General features: G+C 63.2%; 12 protein-coding genes and 3 pseudogenes. 7 read left to right on the forward strand and 8 right to left on the reverse strand.

Annotated elements, in window-relative coordinates; all coding sequences use genetic code 11:
* Positions 1 to 749, reverse strand: a 749-nt coding sequence (locus tag EAH89_RS24565) for an AMP-binding protein (RefSeq protein ID WP_140886354.1), incomplete at its 3' end; no start/stop codon positions are given.
* Between the two features lie 584 nt (positions 750 to 1,333).
* Here EAH89_RS24565 and EAH89_RS24575 point away from each other — a divergent pair.
* The gene (locus EAH89_RS24575; protein WP_140886356.1) at positions 1,334 to 2,299 is read left to right on the forward strand and encodes an IS5 family transposase; all 966 of its coding nucleotides are present in this window, start codon (positions 1,334 to 1,336) and stop codon (positions 2,297 to 2,299) included.
* Between the two features lie 492 nt (positions 2,300 to 2,791).
* Here the strand turns inward: EAH89_RS24575 and EAH89_RS31510 are convergent, their stop codons facing one another.
* The gene (locus tag EAH89_RS31510) at positions 2,792 to 2,941 is read right to left on the reverse strand and encodes a hypothetical protein (protein WP_161993739.1); all 150 of its coding nucleotides are present in this window, start codon (positions 2,939 to 2,941) and stop codon (positions 2,792 to 2,794) included.
* A gap of 485 nt (positions 2,942 to 3,426) precedes the next feature.
* On the opposite strand from EAH89_RS31510, the gene EAH89_RS24580 reads away from it, so the two are divergent.
* Complete coding sequence (locus EAH89_RS24580) at positions 3,427 to 4,755, forward strand: BLUF domain-containing protein (protein WP_140886357.1); 1,329 nt, start codon at positions 3,427 to 3,429, stop codon at positions 4,753 to 4,755.
* 366 nt (positions 4,756 to 5,121) lie between these two features.
* Here the strand turns inward: EAH89_RS24580 and EAH89_RS24585 are convergent, their stop codons facing one another.
* Both EAH89_RS24585 and EAH89_RS24590 read right to left on the reverse strand, forming a co-directional pair.
* On the reverse strand, positions 5,122 to 5,640 hold the full coding sequence (locus tag EAH89_RS24585; RefSeq protein WP_140886358.1) for a BLUF domain-containing protein: 519 nt from the start codon (positions 5,638 to 5,640) through the stop codon (positions 5,122 to 5,124).
* 383 nt (positions 5,641 to 6,023) lie between these two features.
* Complete coding sequence (locus EAH89_RS24590) at positions 6,024 to 6,392, reverse strand: hypothetical protein (protein ID WP_140886359.1); 369 nt, start codon at positions 6,390 to 6,392, stop codon at positions 6,024 to 6,026.
* Positions 6,393 to 6,591: 199 nt separating this feature from the next.
* On the opposite strand from EAH89_RS24590, the gene EAH89_RS24595 reads away from it, so the two are divergent.
* The gene (locus EAH89_RS24595; protein ID WP_140886360.1) at positions 6,592 to 6,909 is read left to right on the forward strand and encodes a co-chaperone GroES; all 318 of its coding nucleotides are present in this window, start codon (positions 6,592 to 6,594) and stop codon (positions 6,907 to 6,909) included.
* Between the two features lie 50 nt (positions 6,910 to 6,959).
* Positions 6,960 to 8,585, forward strand: coding sequence for a chaperonin GroEL (gene groL / locus EAH89_RS24600; protein ID WP_140886361.1), 1,626 nt, complete (start codon positions 6,960 to 6,962; stop codon positions 8,583 to 8,585).
* Between the two features lie 787 nt (positions 8,586 to 9,372).
* On the opposite strand, the pseudogene EAH89_RS24605 reads toward groL, so the two are convergent.
* A pseudogene (locus tag EAH89_RS24605) lies at positions 9,373 to 10,205 on the reverse strand (IS256 family transposase); the annotation flags it as partial.
* A 724-nt stretch (positions 10,206 to 10,929) separates the two neighbouring features.
* Here EAH89_RS24605 and EAH89_RS33195 point away from each other — a divergent pair.
* Positions 10,930 to 11,496: a cold-shock protein gene (locus tag EAH89_RS33195; RefSeq protein ID WP_277753890.1), complete on the forward strand. Its 567-nt coding sequence runs from the start codon at positions 10,930 to 10,932 to the stop codon at positions 11,494 to 11,496.
* An 83-nt stretch (positions 11,497 to 11,579) separates the two neighbouring features.
* Positions 11,580 to 12,371: pseudogene (locus EAH89_RS24615) on the forward strand (IS256 family transposase); the annotation flags it as partial.
* A gap of 104 nt (positions 12,372 to 12,475) precedes the next feature.
* Here the strand turns inward: EAH89_RS24615 and EAH89_RS24620 are convergent.
* From EAH89_RS24620 to EAH89_RS33550, 3 genes and pseudogenes are all read right to left on the reverse strand, one after another.
* Positions 12,476 to 13,327: a phytanoyl-CoA dioxygenase family protein gene (locus EAH89_RS24620; protein ID WP_206667669.1), complete on the reverse strand. Its 852-nt coding sequence runs from the start codon at positions 13,325 to 13,327 to the stop codon at positions 12,476 to 12,478.
* 196 nt (positions 13,328 to 13,523) lie between these two features.
* Complete coding sequence (locus tag EAH89_RS33200) at positions 13,524 to 13,778, reverse strand: inorganic diphosphatase (RefSeq protein ID WP_161993740.1); 255 nt, start codon at positions 13,776 to 13,778, stop codon at positions 13,524 to 13,526.
* 16 nt (positions 13,779 to 13,794) lie between these two features.
* A pseudogene (locus EAH89_RS33550) lies at positions 13,795 to 14,535 on the reverse strand (inorganic diphosphatase); the annotation flags it as partial.
* On the opposite strand from EAH89_RS33550, the gene EAH89_RS24630 reads away from it, so the two are divergent.
* Positions 14,534 to 15,115: a YciE/YciF ferroxidase family protein gene (locus EAH89_RS24630; RefSeq protein WP_140886364.1), complete on the forward strand. Its 582-nt coding sequence runs from the start codon at positions 14,534 to 14,536 to the stop codon at positions 15,113 to 15,115. The pseudogene EAH89_RS33550 and the gene EAH89_RS24630 sit on opposite strands and share 2 nt — an antisense overlap.
* The last annotated feature ends 91 nt before the right edge of the window (positions 15,116 to 15,206 follow it).

A 15,206-nucleotide genomic window follows, 5' to 3' on the forward strand; every position in this document is an offset into this window, starting at 1 on the left:
ATGGGCTCGGGGGCGCACTCAGCGGATTGCGCGTCGCACAGCGTCGCCCAGTCGTGGTCGCGCCCCTCCTGCATCGTGACCGCACCGCCGGTGTTGCGGGCGACGATCACCGCCTTGACGGTCGGGCAGGAGCGGAGCGCCTCGTCGGCGTTGGCCTTCAGCGGCACGGTGCGCCCGCCGCGGCGGCCCTCGTCGGCGGTAATCAGCAGSGTGCTCTCGCAGTCCTGCATGCGGCTGGCGAGGCTGTCGGGGGAGAAGCCGCCGAAGATGATGGAGTGCACGGCGCCCAGGCGCGCGCAGGCGAGCATGGCCACCGCCGCCTCGACGATCATGGGCAGGTAGATGGACACCCGGTCGCCGCGCCGGACGCCGAGCGCCTTCATGGCGTTGGCCAGCCGGCAGACGCGGGCGAGCAGGTCGCGGTAGGTGACGCGCGCGTCCGCGTTCGGGTCGTCGCCCTCCCAGAGGATCGCCACCTGGTCGCCGCGCCCGCCCTCCACGTGCCGGTCGAGGCAGCTCTCGCTGATGTTGAGCACGCCGTCCTCGAACCAGCGGATCGAGACGTCGCCCTCGAAGCTCGTGTTCTTGATGCGACGAGGCGCCCGCATCCAGGCGATCCGCCCCATCTCGCGACGCCAGAACCCCTCCGGGTCCCGACCCGCCTCCTCCACCATCGCACGACGCCGCGCCTCGTCCACCCGCGAACCAGCGGCGATCTCAGGCTTCACGTCGAAAATTTGTACTGGCATTTCGATCCTTCCCGCGCACTCAAGCCGCTCTGATACCGGCGCGCCTATGTCCTGACACATCGTCAGCTGGTCCCTGCCTTGCAGACACGGCTTCAGTCCTTCGCCTGTGGCGGGTCTGGACGGATCGGAACATCTGCTCGGCAGTATGAGACGGCGCAAGGCAGCGATGCTTGACGCACTCGCTGCTCACCCCGTTTCAACGGAGGCGGGAGGTTCAGCATCGCGGCTGATGCAACAGCCGAAGCATCTATGCTGTGGCTTTGTTCGCGCCAACTCGCCTGATATTTGGGTATCACACCGTTGCTCGTCCCTGGACATGCAAAGGCGCATAGCCAATGACCGAAGTAGCGCTGCGCCTGCAGCGAAATAAGTGATTGCGCATGTTGCGTGCCCTGCTCCCGTGCTTCTCAACGAGCCAATCGCCCGCTCCACTCAGCTTCAACCCCGTACTGTCCACCCGCCGGTGGTTGGGGCGGGTGCTCGACAGGGACTGTGGCAGGGTGTGTTGCACCGGTCGGCTTGGCGATGCGCCCGAGGTAGGATGGTAGGGAACGATGCCCTGCCATCCTCGAAGGGACCTGAGCTTGCCTTTCAAGGCGAATGCCGACGGCCGCCATCGCATTCCTAAGCAGCGGTTCCGGGCGACGAACTGGAGCGGGTACGACGCTGCTCTGCGCGGGCGCGGTAGTTTGACGATCTGGTTCACGGAAGCGGCGATCTCAGCTTGGAAGGCAGAACCTCGGACCACGAGGGGCGGGCAGCCGCGATACTCCTTCCTGGCGATCACCACGGCCCTGACCTTGCGCACGGTGTTCCGCTTGGCTCTCTGCCAGACCGAGGGCCTGATTGGCTCCATCCTCGCCCTGCTCGGTCTCGATCTGGCCGTACCGGACCACTCCACGCTCAGTCGCCGGGCCGAGACACTCGAGATGCCGCGGCCTTACCCCGGCAGCTGCCCTGTGCACCTACTGGTGGATAGCACGGGGCTGCAGCTGTGCGGGCCTGGGGAGTGGCTGGTCGAGAAGCACAGGAGCAGGACGCGCCGGTCGTGGCGCAAGCTGCACGTCGGCGTGGACGCCGACACCGGGCGGATCGTCGCGTCTACCCTGACGGCAAGCGACGTTGTTGACGCCTCGCAGGTTGGGCCTTTGCTCGACCAGGTTGTGGACCCAATCGCTTCGATCGCCGCCGATGGGGCTTACGACCAGGACGCCGTCTACTGTGAGGTGGTGGCGCGGCATCCCGCAGCTACCGTGATCGTTCCGCCCCGCTCCAGTGCGGTGCCGAGCGCCACGGCCGAGACGGCGCCAACCCAGCGGGACCAACATCTTCAGGCCATCGCGAAACATGGGCGCATGGGCTGGCAGAAGGCCTCGGGCTATAACTGGCGTGCTCTGGTCGAGGCAGACATCAGCAGGTTCAAGCGGGTCATCGGTAGCGCGCTGCGTTCGCGCACCGACGACCGCCGTGCGACCGAGATGGCCGTCGCTGTGGGTGTGCTGAACCGCATGCTTGAGCTTGGACGTCCGGAGTATGTCCGCATCACGTGACCGAAATGCTCCTGGGGCTCACTGCGCTTGCAAGCCGATCCTTACAACGCAGTCCCTCCAAGCCCTCGATTCGTGCAACAGGGTCGCTACTCGAACTATGACCTGGAGTTGCGTTCCGCTTGGTTGGAACGCTTCGACACTGAACCCAACCTTCTTCGTCCACGTCCACGTCCACGTCCACGTCCACGTCCACGTCCAACTGACGGCCGTGCCCTTGTTGCAGCGGCTACTCAGCCAGATCGCGCCGGATTCGGCGTAGCTGCTCCATTGCCGCATGAAGATCGCGCTGAGCCACCTGCACGTCGCCGCGGGCAAGAGCCCTGGCGCAATCGTCCAGGGTGCTTCCAAGCAGATCTCGAATGGCATTGGCAGCTTGTTCGATGGAGTTCATTGTACACGCTAGTACCACATTGTCTTGCGTGCGTCAGGCCTCCGCTTAGCTCCTGATCCCGCTTCCTCGGCCTAATCAGGATTGCGGCTTGATCCCCGCGCTCACTTGCCTTGCGAACCCGTGGCGAGGGCGGAGACGCTGAGGCCGTTCTCGGCGTTGGACACGTCCCAGATGAAGCTGAAGTTGGTCCGCCGCTTGACCTCCGTGATCAGGGTCACCACGCCGTAGGAGTTGATTCTGCCCAGGTCCACAAGGTCCTGCTCCTCGAGCGCTGCATCTCGAGATGCCGGCATGCTTCACCAATACAAGGTTTACAAATGCGCTCACCCCTGAGTTCGTCCGTCTCAATCCTAAGCGTTCCCGTACCCTGCCCGATCAGAGCAACACCAAATAAAGTCAGTGAGGATCGTTCTTGACAGCAGCTTTGCTGAACCGGAAGCTCCGATTGCTGAAGCGAGCCACGCATGAATTGGTGAGGAAGGTCGCCGAGGCGGTGGCCTGAGGGGGCCTGCCGACGGGATGGGAGCAGCGGGCGGAATGCATGCGCGTCACCCGGGCCGTCCGGTTCGTGAGATCCGCATGCGAAGGATTATGACGAACCCAGAGACCGCTTCTTGCGGAGGTTACCGGGCGGTGTGCTCTAGTAAGGTTCTGTAATTAGCTACCTCCAGCCGTGACTTGGCGTCCGTGTCCTGTCGACCTCGTTTGGGAAGCAAAGCCAGAAAGGGCTGAAGACATGGCGTTTGCGTCGAGTTCCGTGGCCGAGCGCCCGTTCGCACCTGCAACAACGGCCGGAGACGTATCGACCATCGTGTACCGCAGCCGCGCCGTAGCGCCCCTTTCCGATCAAGATCTACAGCGTCTCATGCGAACGGCACAGGCGCGCAACGGACGCGAAGGCATCACCGGCGTGGTCCTCTACGATGAACGCCAGTTCTTCCAGTGGCTCGAAGGGCCGGAAGAGGGCGTCAAGCGAGTGATGGGATCGATCCAGAACGACCGCCGGCACACCGATCTCGAGGTGCTCACCCACTACGCATCGCCGACGCGCCGTTTCAGCGGTTGGGACATGAAGCTTGCTGCGCGAGGGGCCAATCCTGCCCTCTGGCAGAGCGACGTCCTTGAACCGCCGCGCGCGATCATCGACGACCTGCGCCGCCGGCCCGCTTCCGCTCCAAGTCTTCTGGCAAAGCTGATGCCGCTGCCGGTCGCCGCAGGCGACAGCCCACTCGCCACGTCACTGGCGGGTAAGCCGCTCGGCAACACCACCGTGTCAATTCTGAAGGACGTGCTGCTGAAGACGGTTATTCCGTTGCTGCATCACCACGAACCGGCTGCGGCAGATGCCGAGGACGTGCCGGTGAACCCTCGTGCGGCCGAACTCGCAGAACTCCTGGTGGCGTCGGATCAGGCAGCGTCGCTGAGCCTGATAAGAGAGCTGCGCGGCAAGGACGTTGAAGGCCGGCACCTCTTCGCGCCCCTGTTCGAGCCCGCGGCTCGGGCGCTGGGTGACCTATGGGGTGATGATTTCTGCAGCGAGGTCGAGGTGACGCTTGGCCTCTGCCGCATACAGACCGCAGTCCGGCTGCTCGGTGCCGATACCCGCCGGTCGGTGGTGAGTAGTGTACAACCGAAGGTCCTTATTGTGCCTGCGCCGGGCGAGCTGCATCAGCTCGTGGCGGTGCTCGACTCTGAGTGGCTGTGGAGCGAGGGGTGGTCGCCGCAGTCTGAGTTCCCTGCCACCGATCGGGCTCTGGGAGATCTCCTGTCAGCAAGCTGGATCGACGTTCTCGACCTGTCGTTGAGCGCAGCGTTCCGGCGCAAGGATAGCTTGGTGCGTCTGACCGAGACCATCAAACAGGCACGCCGAGCCTCGCTCAATCCAGCGCTTCTGGTGCTCGTCGGTGGCCGGACTTTTGTCGAGGTGGAAGGTGTCGGCACGGCGGTCGGCGCAGATATTGTCAGCCGCACGTCGCTGAACGTTGACCGTTACATGGTGCAGGGCATGAAGACAGTCGGCGAGGGACTTCATTGCACGGAACAGTGTGAAGACGCAGTCGGCTAGCGGCAGTTCTATGGTCACGCGACCCGAAGCTCGATCGTCGCCCAGAGATCATCCGGAACCAGGGATTCGCCATGCACCTCAGAACGCTCAGGAACCCGTTTTGTTAGGTGTTTGGTCTGTTGAAATGCTTATACCGCTTCGGCGAGGAGCATGAGGTTGTGTGTGAAGACGCGGAGGGCGAGTTCGCGGGCTTGGGACGCATCACCCCGCGCGGTCAGGGATGAACCGCGGTGAGCTTCGGCCAGGCGCGTTGCCGGTGGCCCTCGCCTCCGCGCCGCAGCCCGAAGCTGGCTCTCTCTGGCGCCCGCACTGTTCACTCCAGACAGCTCCAGCGAGCTCCTGGCTGCTATGGGAGCTTCAACGCCCCTACCGAGGCCCCAGCTTAGAGTTGTCCGTGTCTCTCCACTTCGTGGCAGAAGGATGAAGGGTATTCAGTGGCCCCGAATCGAGATGCTCGAGGATACGCTTTAGTGCCGCGATGTTGTTTTCGTCTTCGGCGCTCTCGAGCGCCTCCTGCAACACCGCGCGGATGTCGTCGGCTCCGACCCGCTCCATCTCCCAGTTCGGGTACAGGCGCTCGCGCTTCTCCACACCCCGGTTCAGTGTGACGATGTCGTAATGGCGCGGGTCGCCATGAAGGCTCGCGATCAGGTTCTCCACCTGGGCAGGCGGCCCCTCGATCCACTGGAAGAAGACGCCGCTGCCAAAAACCATCACCCCGGTGATGTCGCGGTCGACATTGCGGCGCTGAGACCGCTCAATGATGCGGTCGACCTCGATATCGTCCACGCCTTCGGCGGCCCGACTGCAGTATACGAAAGTGTCTAGAGTGGGCGCAGTGTGGTCGAATTCTGCGTCGCCTGGAAAGCCGGGTTCGTCGAACATAGGTCGGTTCGCCTTGTCTATGCCGGGCAGGCTGTGCCATCCGGTGGGCCAACGTACGGTTAGCGCATCCTTGTCATTCGTGTAAGGACGCACTGGAGTTCCATTCTGGTCCTGGCTTCGTGCGAGCGGCCGCTTCGGCGCAAGTGTCGGATGGGGCTGAAAGGCATGGAATGGGGCACAGAGTGGATCGGCATTAGGCATTCTGATGATAACCGGGATCCGCAACGTCTGCTCCGATCGCCGGCGCCGTCAACGCTCGACCATGGCCCTGATCTCCACCCACATCCCCACTCTGCCCGACACTCAGAGGAGCGCACGCACGAACACAGGACGGCTTCAGCCGCGCCGCAGCGTGCGGTCCTCGCCAGGCGCGTACGATGAAGTCACAGCAGGAAAGCTTCGGTCTCCCACATTCCACGGCTGAAATACGACACCTCTGGGGGCTTGTCGTCCGCCCATAGAACGCGCAGCACCATTGTCCGCGCATGCCAGACGTCGAGCCCGTAGAGCAGATCCGAAGTTGTGTGCTGCCGCTCGAGGGCGTGGCGATAGCCGGGCGATGAACCCTCGCCCGAGTTCAATTCGTTGAACGGCGTCCAATGTTCAATAGCCCAAACACCGGTTCGCAGTACCACCAACCGGACGGTGTCTCTCTGTAGCTCAAGTGCACCGCGCTCGCGCACAAGCGGCAGCAAATGGTCACGGATCGCCAGCGCCGCTCCGTCACCCGATGAAACGAGCATCAAGGCCATCTTTGTCCCCCCCCACGGTGAGAACGGTTGCCGGGATGAGGAAGACCTACCTCTCCCGCTTGCTTTCTCCTTGTAAAAATAGGGAGAGGCTCCTAGGGTGTTGGCACTCCCCGGGGTAGAGTGCCAAGCTGTTGACCGGCTTGCGACACGAGATCGGGCAAGCAGACCAGTCACGGCTGGTTCGAGAAAGACCTTTCTTATGCACTTCCGCCCATTGCACGACCGTGTCGTCGTTCGCCGCATCGAGGCCGAGGCAATATCCTCGGGCGGGATCATCATCCCTGACACGGTTCAGGACAAGCCGCAGCAGGGGGAAGTCGTCGCCGCTGGCCCTGGCCTCGCAGACGAGAAGGGCGTGCTCCGAGCGTTGGATGTAAAGCCCGGCGATCGCGTGCTCTTCGGTAAGTGGTCTGGCACGGAGGTCAAGGTCGAGGGCGAGGACCTTCTGATCATGAAGGAGTCCGATCTGCTGGGCGTGCTTGATGGCGCCCCTGCCGTGCTCCGCAAGGCCGCTTGAAACCCACCTTCGCAATACCGATCCGATCAGTTTAGCAGGATACCAGACCCATGCCCGCCAAAGATGTTCGTTTCGGCGAAGACGCGCGTAAGCGCATGCTGCGCGGCGTTAATACTCTTTCAGACGCCGTGAAGGTCACCTTGGGGCCGAAGGGCCGCAACGTGGTTCTCGACAAGAGCTATGGCGCTCCTCGCATTACGAAGGACGGTGTCAGCGTCGCCAAAGAGATCGAACTGGCTGACAAGTTCGAGAATATGGGTGCGCAAATGCTGCGCGAGGTGGCTTCGAAGACGAACGATGTTGCTGGAGACGGCACAACAACCGCCATCGTGCTCGGTCAGGCGATCGTTCGCGAGGGTTTAAAGGCTGTCGCCGCCGGGATGAACCCGATGGATCTTAAGCGTGGTGTTGACCTTGGTGTGACAGCCGTCGTCGCCGAGTTGGCGGCGCGCACTAGGACGATCACGACGAAGGCCGAGACGGCACAGGTCGGTACGATCTCTGCCAATGGTGAGCGCGAAATCGGCGAGATGATTGCCCTTGCGATGGAGAAGGTTGGCAAGGAAGGGGTCATCACGATCGAAGAGGCCAAGAGCATCGAGACAGAGCTCGAGGTGGTCGACGGCATGCAGTTCGACCGCGGCTACCTCTCCCCCTACTTCATCACCAACGCCGAGAAGATGATCGTCGACCTGGATAACCCTTACATCCTAATCCACGAGAAGAAGCTTTCGCAGTTGCAGGCATTGCTGCCGCTGCTCGAGGCTGTTGTCCAATCGGCGCGCCCACTGCTCATCATCGCAGAGGACATCGAGGGGGAGACGCTTGCAACACTGGTGGTCAACAAGCTGCGCGGAGGGCTGAAGGTCGCCGCCGTCAAGGCTCCGGGCTTCGGTGACCGCCGCAAGGCCATGCTGGAAGACATCGCGGCACTCACCGGAGGCGAAGTCATCGCAGAGGACCTCGGCATCAAACTTGAGAACGTCACCCTTGCCCAGCTCGGTACGGCTCGGAACGTGCGGATTGAAAAGGAGAGCACAACGATCGTTGATGGCGCCGGTGATAAAGCGACCATCGTGTCTCGCATCGGCCAGATCAAGGCGCAAATCGAGGAGACGACCTCGGATTACGACCGTGAGAAGCTGCAAGAGCGTCTCGCTAAGCTGGCGGGCGGCGTTGCGGTAATTCGTGTCGGTGGATCCACCGAGGTTGAGGTAAAGGAACGTAAGGACCGGGTCGATGACGCACTCCACGCAACCCGTGCGGCGGTGGAGGAAGGGATTGTTCCAGGGGGTGGCGTCGCCCTTGCCCGCGCTGGCTCCGTCCTTGCTGCCCTAAATCCGGCGAACAGTGACCAGCGCTTTGGCATCGAAATCGTGCGACGGGCGGTGCGCACACCGCTGCGCCAGATTGCCGAGAACGCCGGAGAGGATGGTGCGGTGGTCGCCGGTAAGGTGCTGGAGAATGCCGATTACGCCTTTGGCTACGACGCGCAGACCGGCACCTATACGGACCTGGTCGCGGCGGGTGTCATCGATCCGACAAAAGTCGTCCGTGCCGCGCTCCAGCATGCAGCATCGGTGGCCGGGCTGCTGATCACCACCGAGGCCATGGTCGGCGAAGCTACCGATAGGCTGGGCCAAGCTTGGGGGGTCTCAGGCTCAGTCGACGACTAGACGCCTAGCCGACCTTGTCACGCGGCAAGGTCGGCACTCCCTTTTGCAAGGCTTGTCTATTGGCGTGCCTACTGGCTCTTGCGAGCTAGTGTGCGCCATGTTTTGCCTCGCCGACATCAGTGAGAGCGTAGTTCTCCCCATGTTGCGTTCCATACGCCGTAGGGATCCACGATAACGAGCGGTGCCTGGAGTTGCTGGGACTTCCTGATGCCATCGTTGATCGCTGCTTCGGCTGGGCGGCACACAAGCCCCGGACCTGTTGGAAGATCGCCGGGCGGCGGAGCTTCTCGTTTCAAATCGGGTGCCACCACGACACCGATCAATGCTCCTCCGTCGGCCTCTGACAGGTAAACAGCTACCTCTGTAGGCAATGCTTGATCGCGGCCCCCAAAAATTCCCTGTCCCAACACGGCACTTCTCCTTGCCGGCAAATGCCAGCAGAGCAGCCTATCAACCTGACAGGACAAAGCGTCTCAACTCCGAGTGTTTCGCCCACAGGCAGGGGCAGCGCCTTGGGTGACGCCCGCAGAGCGGAGGACGCGAAGACCTACACAGGGCGCTCAGATCAGCGGAGTGTGCTTTTCAGGGCCTCCGTAGAAGCAGTAACTGCAGACCTCCTTCCGATGCTGCGCGAGTGACATGCCCCCGTAGAAGCGGTCCGCAGGTTATCTGGTCCGGTCGTTGTTTTGAGAAGGCTGAGTATGGGCCCGAGGAGGACGCATAAGCCCGAGGAGACGGTGGCCAATCTCCGGCATGTCGAGGTGCTGACAGCGCAGGGCAAGCCGGCGGCGGAGGCGGTGCCGATCCAGGCGGGGACGATGCGGCGCTGGGTCTTGCCCGCGTGGGCGGCCGCATTGCGGCCAAAATGCACGCGACACCGCTGCCATGTGGCCCTGAGCACCCTGGCGACGGTGGCTTTAAGGCCCTCGTGAGCGTCGGAGATGACGAGCTTGACGCCGCGCAGCCCTCGACGGGCTATGCCGCGGAGGAACTCCGTCCGGAAGGTCTCCGCCTCGGAGGCGCCCACCGCCATGCCGAGCACCTCGCGTCTGCCGTCGCTGTTCACGCCCACCGCAATGGTGACCGCCACCGAGACGATCCGGCCCGCCTCCCTGACCTTCACGTAGGTCGCATCGAGCCAGAGATACGGCCAGTCGCCCTCGATTGGCCTGCTCAGGAAGTCCTGCACCCGCCCGTCGATCTCGCCGCAAAGGCGGCTCACCTGGCTCTTGCTGATCCCCTCCATCCCCATGGCGCGGACCAGGTCGTCCACCGAGCGGGTGGAGATGCCTTGGACGTAGGCCTCTTGGATCACCACCGTGAGCGCCTTCTCCGCCAGCCGCCGGGGCTCCAGGAAAGCCGGGGAGTAGGAGCCGCGCCGAAGCTTCGGGATACTGAGCTCCACCGTTCCGGCCCGGCCCGGGTCTGCCAGTCCCGCTCCCGATAGCCGTTCCGCTGGTTCACCCGCTCAGGGCTGCACTCGCCATGGCCAGCACCGCAAGCCCCTTCCGCATCCAGCTCCATCAGCCGATGAGCGGCAGAGCCGATCATCTCATGCAGAAACGTCGCGTCGGAGCCCTTCTCCAAAAGCTCGCGAGGGGCAATCCTCTCGTCGGTCATCGTGGCCTCCAAGGTTCAGGTCAGGTCTCGACAACCCAACCCTACCGAGGGTCACCACGATGGCCGCCCTAACCCGGGCGGCGCCTCCTACACCACCAACGGCGACACGACCCAGCGCTCGCGCTATATGACGCTGGAGACCATCGGCGCCGTGAGCGACACTGCCTTCGTCAGCCTACCCGCCGCGGCAGCCTGACACGGCGGCTCAGCCCGCCGAGGAGCACCGCTCCTACACCACGCCGCGTGGCACGATCGCCGCGCTTCGCCACAGCTGCTGCACGATCCTCACCGATGCTGTATCGCGTGCTGAAACTGGCGGAGTTTTCCGCGCGATCAGGAACAACTTTGGTCGGATTGTTGCGCCAGAGATCGCCGGGGGAGGCGCACAGCGCGACGTGTGCGGAGCATCAGCGGATCGGGTGGAGTGCCACTGCACCAGCGGAGAACCCTGACGGTAGGGAGCTTTATCTGTTCCTTCGGCACGAACCGGAACCGTGACGTTCAGATGGCTCCTGCAAGATGCCCACAGAGCTGTCCCCGGGGAATGTGGATAACTCGTCCTTGTCTCCAGGATGGTGGATGCCACCTTGGGGCATTGGCAAGTGCGAAGCTCCACCTGGAGCAGATCTGGCCGGTTTGCTTCCCCCGTTTTCAAGATCGAGCTCAAGAGATGTCTGACTGGCGACGTGACCGTAAATCCCGCAAGCGCGGATCCGATGATGACATGTCCTCGGACGCCGGCTGGGCGGCGCCTAGCTATGCACCACCTGAACGCCAGGCTTATTCACGGCAGCCCTCCACCTCGTCAGATCCGGAGTTTGGCGCGGTGGTGAAGAGGTTCGATGCCGAGCGAGGCTTTGGCTTCGTCTCACTGGACGGCAGCTCCGGTGACGCCTTCCTGCATATCAGGATCCTCCAGCAGGCTGGCGCCGATGCGGTGACCCCGGGCACTCGGCTCAGGGTGAGGGTGGGTGGAGGTGAGCGGGGGCCGCAGGTTACCGAAGTGCTTGAGGTTGGAAGTATAGAGGCGGCGAGGTCTCGCGAGCCTCGGGCCGCACTGGGCTCCCCGACGCAGCAGATTGGCCAAGGTGAGGAAGTCCGCGGCACGGTGAAGTGGTACAATGCCGAGAAGGGCTTCGGCTTCATCACACGAGACGACGGGGAAAAGGACGTGTTCGTGCACGCCACAGCTCTGGAACGGAGCGGCTTAGGACCACTCACAGAAGGTCAGGTGGTGACCATGCAGGTGGTGCAAGGAAAGCGGGGCCTGGAGGCAAGCACCGTCAAGTAGTCACACTCATCCCCTTGTTCCAGTTAGGGGTGCTGTCAGAAATCTCGTGTGTGTTTGGGCATTGTGGGGCGATGTGTTTCCCCATGCCTCGATGCAAAGAGCCTCGGATGCCGGATGCTGTTCTGGACCAGTTGCTGGCAGCTCGGATGCCCGAACGGCTTTCGACCAGGGCGGCCTGCTGGATGAGCTCAAGAGGGCCTTCGCCGAGCGGGTGCCGAACGCGGAGATGGACCACCACCTGGCTGGCGAGGCTGGGGAGGGCAACCGCCGGAACAGGCACGGTCGCAAGTCGGTGGTGACCGACACCGGGTGGATCGCGCGAGGTGCCCCGGGGCCGGCCGGCGAGCTTCGATCCGCAGCTCATCGCCAAGTAGCAACGCCGCTTCCCCGGCTTTGATGAACAGCGGTCTCGATGTACGCGCCCGGCATGAGCTCCCGCGAGAACACGGGGCACCTGCGCGACCCGTATGGCATCGAGGTCTCGCCGGACCTGATCAGCGCAGTGACGGACGCGGTGCTGGAGGACGTCACCGTCTGGCAGGCCCGGCCGCTGGAACCGGCTCGGGGCACTGCCCCAAGCCGCTGGTGTGCGTCGATGCGCTTAGGGTCAAGATCAAGGACGAAGGGTTGGTCCGCAACAAGGCCGTGCACATCGCCCTCAGCGTACGGGCCGACAGGGGCAAGAAGACCCTCGGCCTCTGGCTCGAGCAGAACGAGGGCGCCAAGTTCTGGCTCCAGGTGATGAACGAGCTCAAGAACCGTGGTGTCGCGGTTTGTGGCAGTGCCCCCAAACCCTGCTGGCCGTCGTCGATGGGCTGAATGGCTTTCCTGATGCCATCCTGGCTGTGTTCCCGGAGGCGAGCGTGCAGACCTGTGCCCGAAGAAGCTGCAGACGCGGTCGAACAGCTTCGACAGCTTGCGCATGTGGCCGACGACGGAGTGTCACCCCCTCTCGCCGGCGCTGACCGTCGAAGCAGTGTCACTCGACGCCCATCACCAAGCCTTCGATGTCGTGCTTCTGAGTGACGGGTACGAGCTCGTCGACGATCCGGCAGACAAGGTGGTCGCGCACGGATCCCGGCAGGGTATCGTGGTAGTCCTGCGTGACCATCAGGTCATGCAGGGCAGCGTGGCCGGCACCGGGGGCGTCCACGCCGAGCACCAGAACCGGGCGCGAGATCGGCGAGAGGTGCGTGGTGCCACGGTGCATCGTCACCGCCGAGCGGCAGGAGATGTCGCCCATCTGGGGGTATTTGCGCACGGCCCTTTCGGCGAACTGCGGCCAGACTTCCTGAGGCGGGAACATCTCGTGCTTCCATTCGCGCCCGTCTAACCATTGCGTGCCGGGCGCGACCTCGAATGGGCCCATGTCCGAAGTCACATCGACGCCCGTAAGGTTGAAGGCTAGCGAGGTGATCCGGCGCTGCCCGTAGGTCTCGGGAGGGGAGGGGAAGTCCCGGTGCCAGGGCTGGTTCTTGGCGCCCTGGAAGGGGGTGTCGAAGCCGATCTCGACAATCTCGTATCGCGGACCGAGAACCGCCTCGCATAAGCCCGTAACCCATGGGTGCGTCACGAGGTCTACGAAGCCACTGAAGTCCTGCGGGTGGATCTCGACGTACCAGCGCCGGGGACCTCGGCCGACCGCGCCGCCCGGGCGCTGAATTGCCGCCCAGAAAGCGGTCATCATGTCCTCACGCATCCGCTCGGCCCACTCGCGGGAGAAAGCGCCTTTCAGGCCGGTGATGCCATCCTGGTAGAGGGTGTCTACATGGCCGACGGTGTCCTGGCTTTGGAGGAACTCGTTGGAGGTCATTCGCGACTGGCTCGTCACGGCGGGCTCCTACGGCGGAACCATCATGGGTCCGCACCATACTGCTCCTACAGCGTACACGCTTTTGGCTGTACCTTCACTACAAGTGGGTAGTGTCTCTGTTTAGAAATACGTCCAGCGGAATCGAAGCCACGCGATGTCGGACTGTGGAGAGCCCATCCAGTGCCAACGTCTCTAGCGGCCCCGTCCTGCCCCATCATCTCTCACGGGGGGGTAAGTTGGCCTTGCTGCGGAACGCCTCCATGTCGCGCTCCAACACAATTCGTGCCCGTTCCGGGCGACCTTGTCTCAGGGGTTCGAACTGCTTGCCCCGAAGCTGGTTGTACTGCGCGAAGAAACCTTCGATCTTGCGCAGGAGATAGCCAGGGAGATCCTCGACCGTTTTGATGTGTTCGTGGGTGTGTGCATGGGTCGCTGCCGCAATCAGCCGGTCGTTGCGAATGCGCTCCATCCCGCTCTTGCTGCTCAGCTTCGATCACGCCAAGAAGCCTCACAGTTAACAAGCATCCAACCACCACTGGGACATCCAGTAGGATCAGCACGTCAACGGGGTCGCCATCCTCACCCAGGGTGGAGGGGATGAAGCCAAAGCTGTAGGGGAACGACATACCCTCGGAGAGCACGCCACCCAGCCGGAAAGCGCCCCACCGGTCGTCGTAATTGTACTTGTTTCGACTTCCCTTCGGGGTTTCCACGACGGCCATGATCTCCCCCGTTTCCGGGTCAAAGGTCGGAAGCTGGAACAAGTTGTTGATGGTCTTCGTTTGGTCCGACATGGGCCGCGTTCCTGACCCGGAAGAATGCAACACATCGAGTGGGAGTAGCGCTAGTTTCCTGCCTCGCACATGACCGGACATCCTGGCGTGGGGCGCTGGTGGCGTCGGGATGGACCGGACCCTCGCTCCCAGCATCGGCGGCGCTAGTTCTCGTGTGGACTTGAAGGAGACCGAAAGAGCCGCCGTGAGGGCGTCAGTCCACCGCCGCTTTGGCCTGCACCTTATCGAAGAGGTGTTGGTGCAAAAACTGCGAGGCAGGCGCGATTGCCTTTTGACGTAACGGAGTTGCACTGCCTCATCGGAGCTCCGCTGGCCAGCGTTGCGGAGCGGCGCCTCTGAACGCCGGTCCCTTCGACCACTTGCCCGTTTGGTGCGTTGCACCCTTACCAAAAGAACAGCACTAGGTTCCGTGTGAGAAGGAAAGACGACCATGGCCGAGAAGACCCTTGCTGATGCCTTTCACGAGACCCTCAAGGACGTTTACTACGCCGAGAAGCAGTCGGTACGGGGACTGAAGAAGTCCGCCAAGGCCGCGCGCTCTCCCGAGTTGAAGGACGCTTTTACAAAGCATGCCGAGGAGAGTGCCGTTCAGGTCGAGCGCTTGGTCCGCGTGTTCGAGATCATCGGCAAGCCGCCTCGCGCAAAGACCTGCGAGGCAATGCAGGGCCTGATTGCAGAGATGGAGAAGGACCTGGAGGATTTCGGTGGCACTGAGGCGGCGGACGACGTGCTGATCGGCTGTGCGCAGGCCATTGAGCACTACGAGATCGCCCGCTACGGCCTGCTCAAGACCTGGGCGCGCAAGCTTGGCCATGAGGATGCAGAGGAGCTTCTGGAGGAGACCCTGGACGAGGAGAAGCGCACGGACGCCCTGCTCAGCGAGATAGCCGAGGGCCTCGATGCACCTGACGAGGGTAGCGAGGGTGAAGAGGTGGAGGAGGTGCAGAAGGCGCCCCGGCGCGCTGCCGCCAAGCCGCCAGCATCCAAGTCGCGGGCAACGGCGAGGGCCTGAGGTCCCGCCTGCCATAAGGATCTCGTACCTTGCTCGGTGACAGGCACCTCTTCGACGGGTCGAAGGGGTTCCCGGCCGGTTCTCGTGGTCC

The sequence above is a fragment of the Muricoccus nepalensis genome, assembly GCF_006438825.1.
Lineage (GTDB): Bacteria > Pseudomonadota > Alphaproteobacteria > Acetobacterales > Acetobacteraceae > Roseomonas > Roseomonas nepalensis.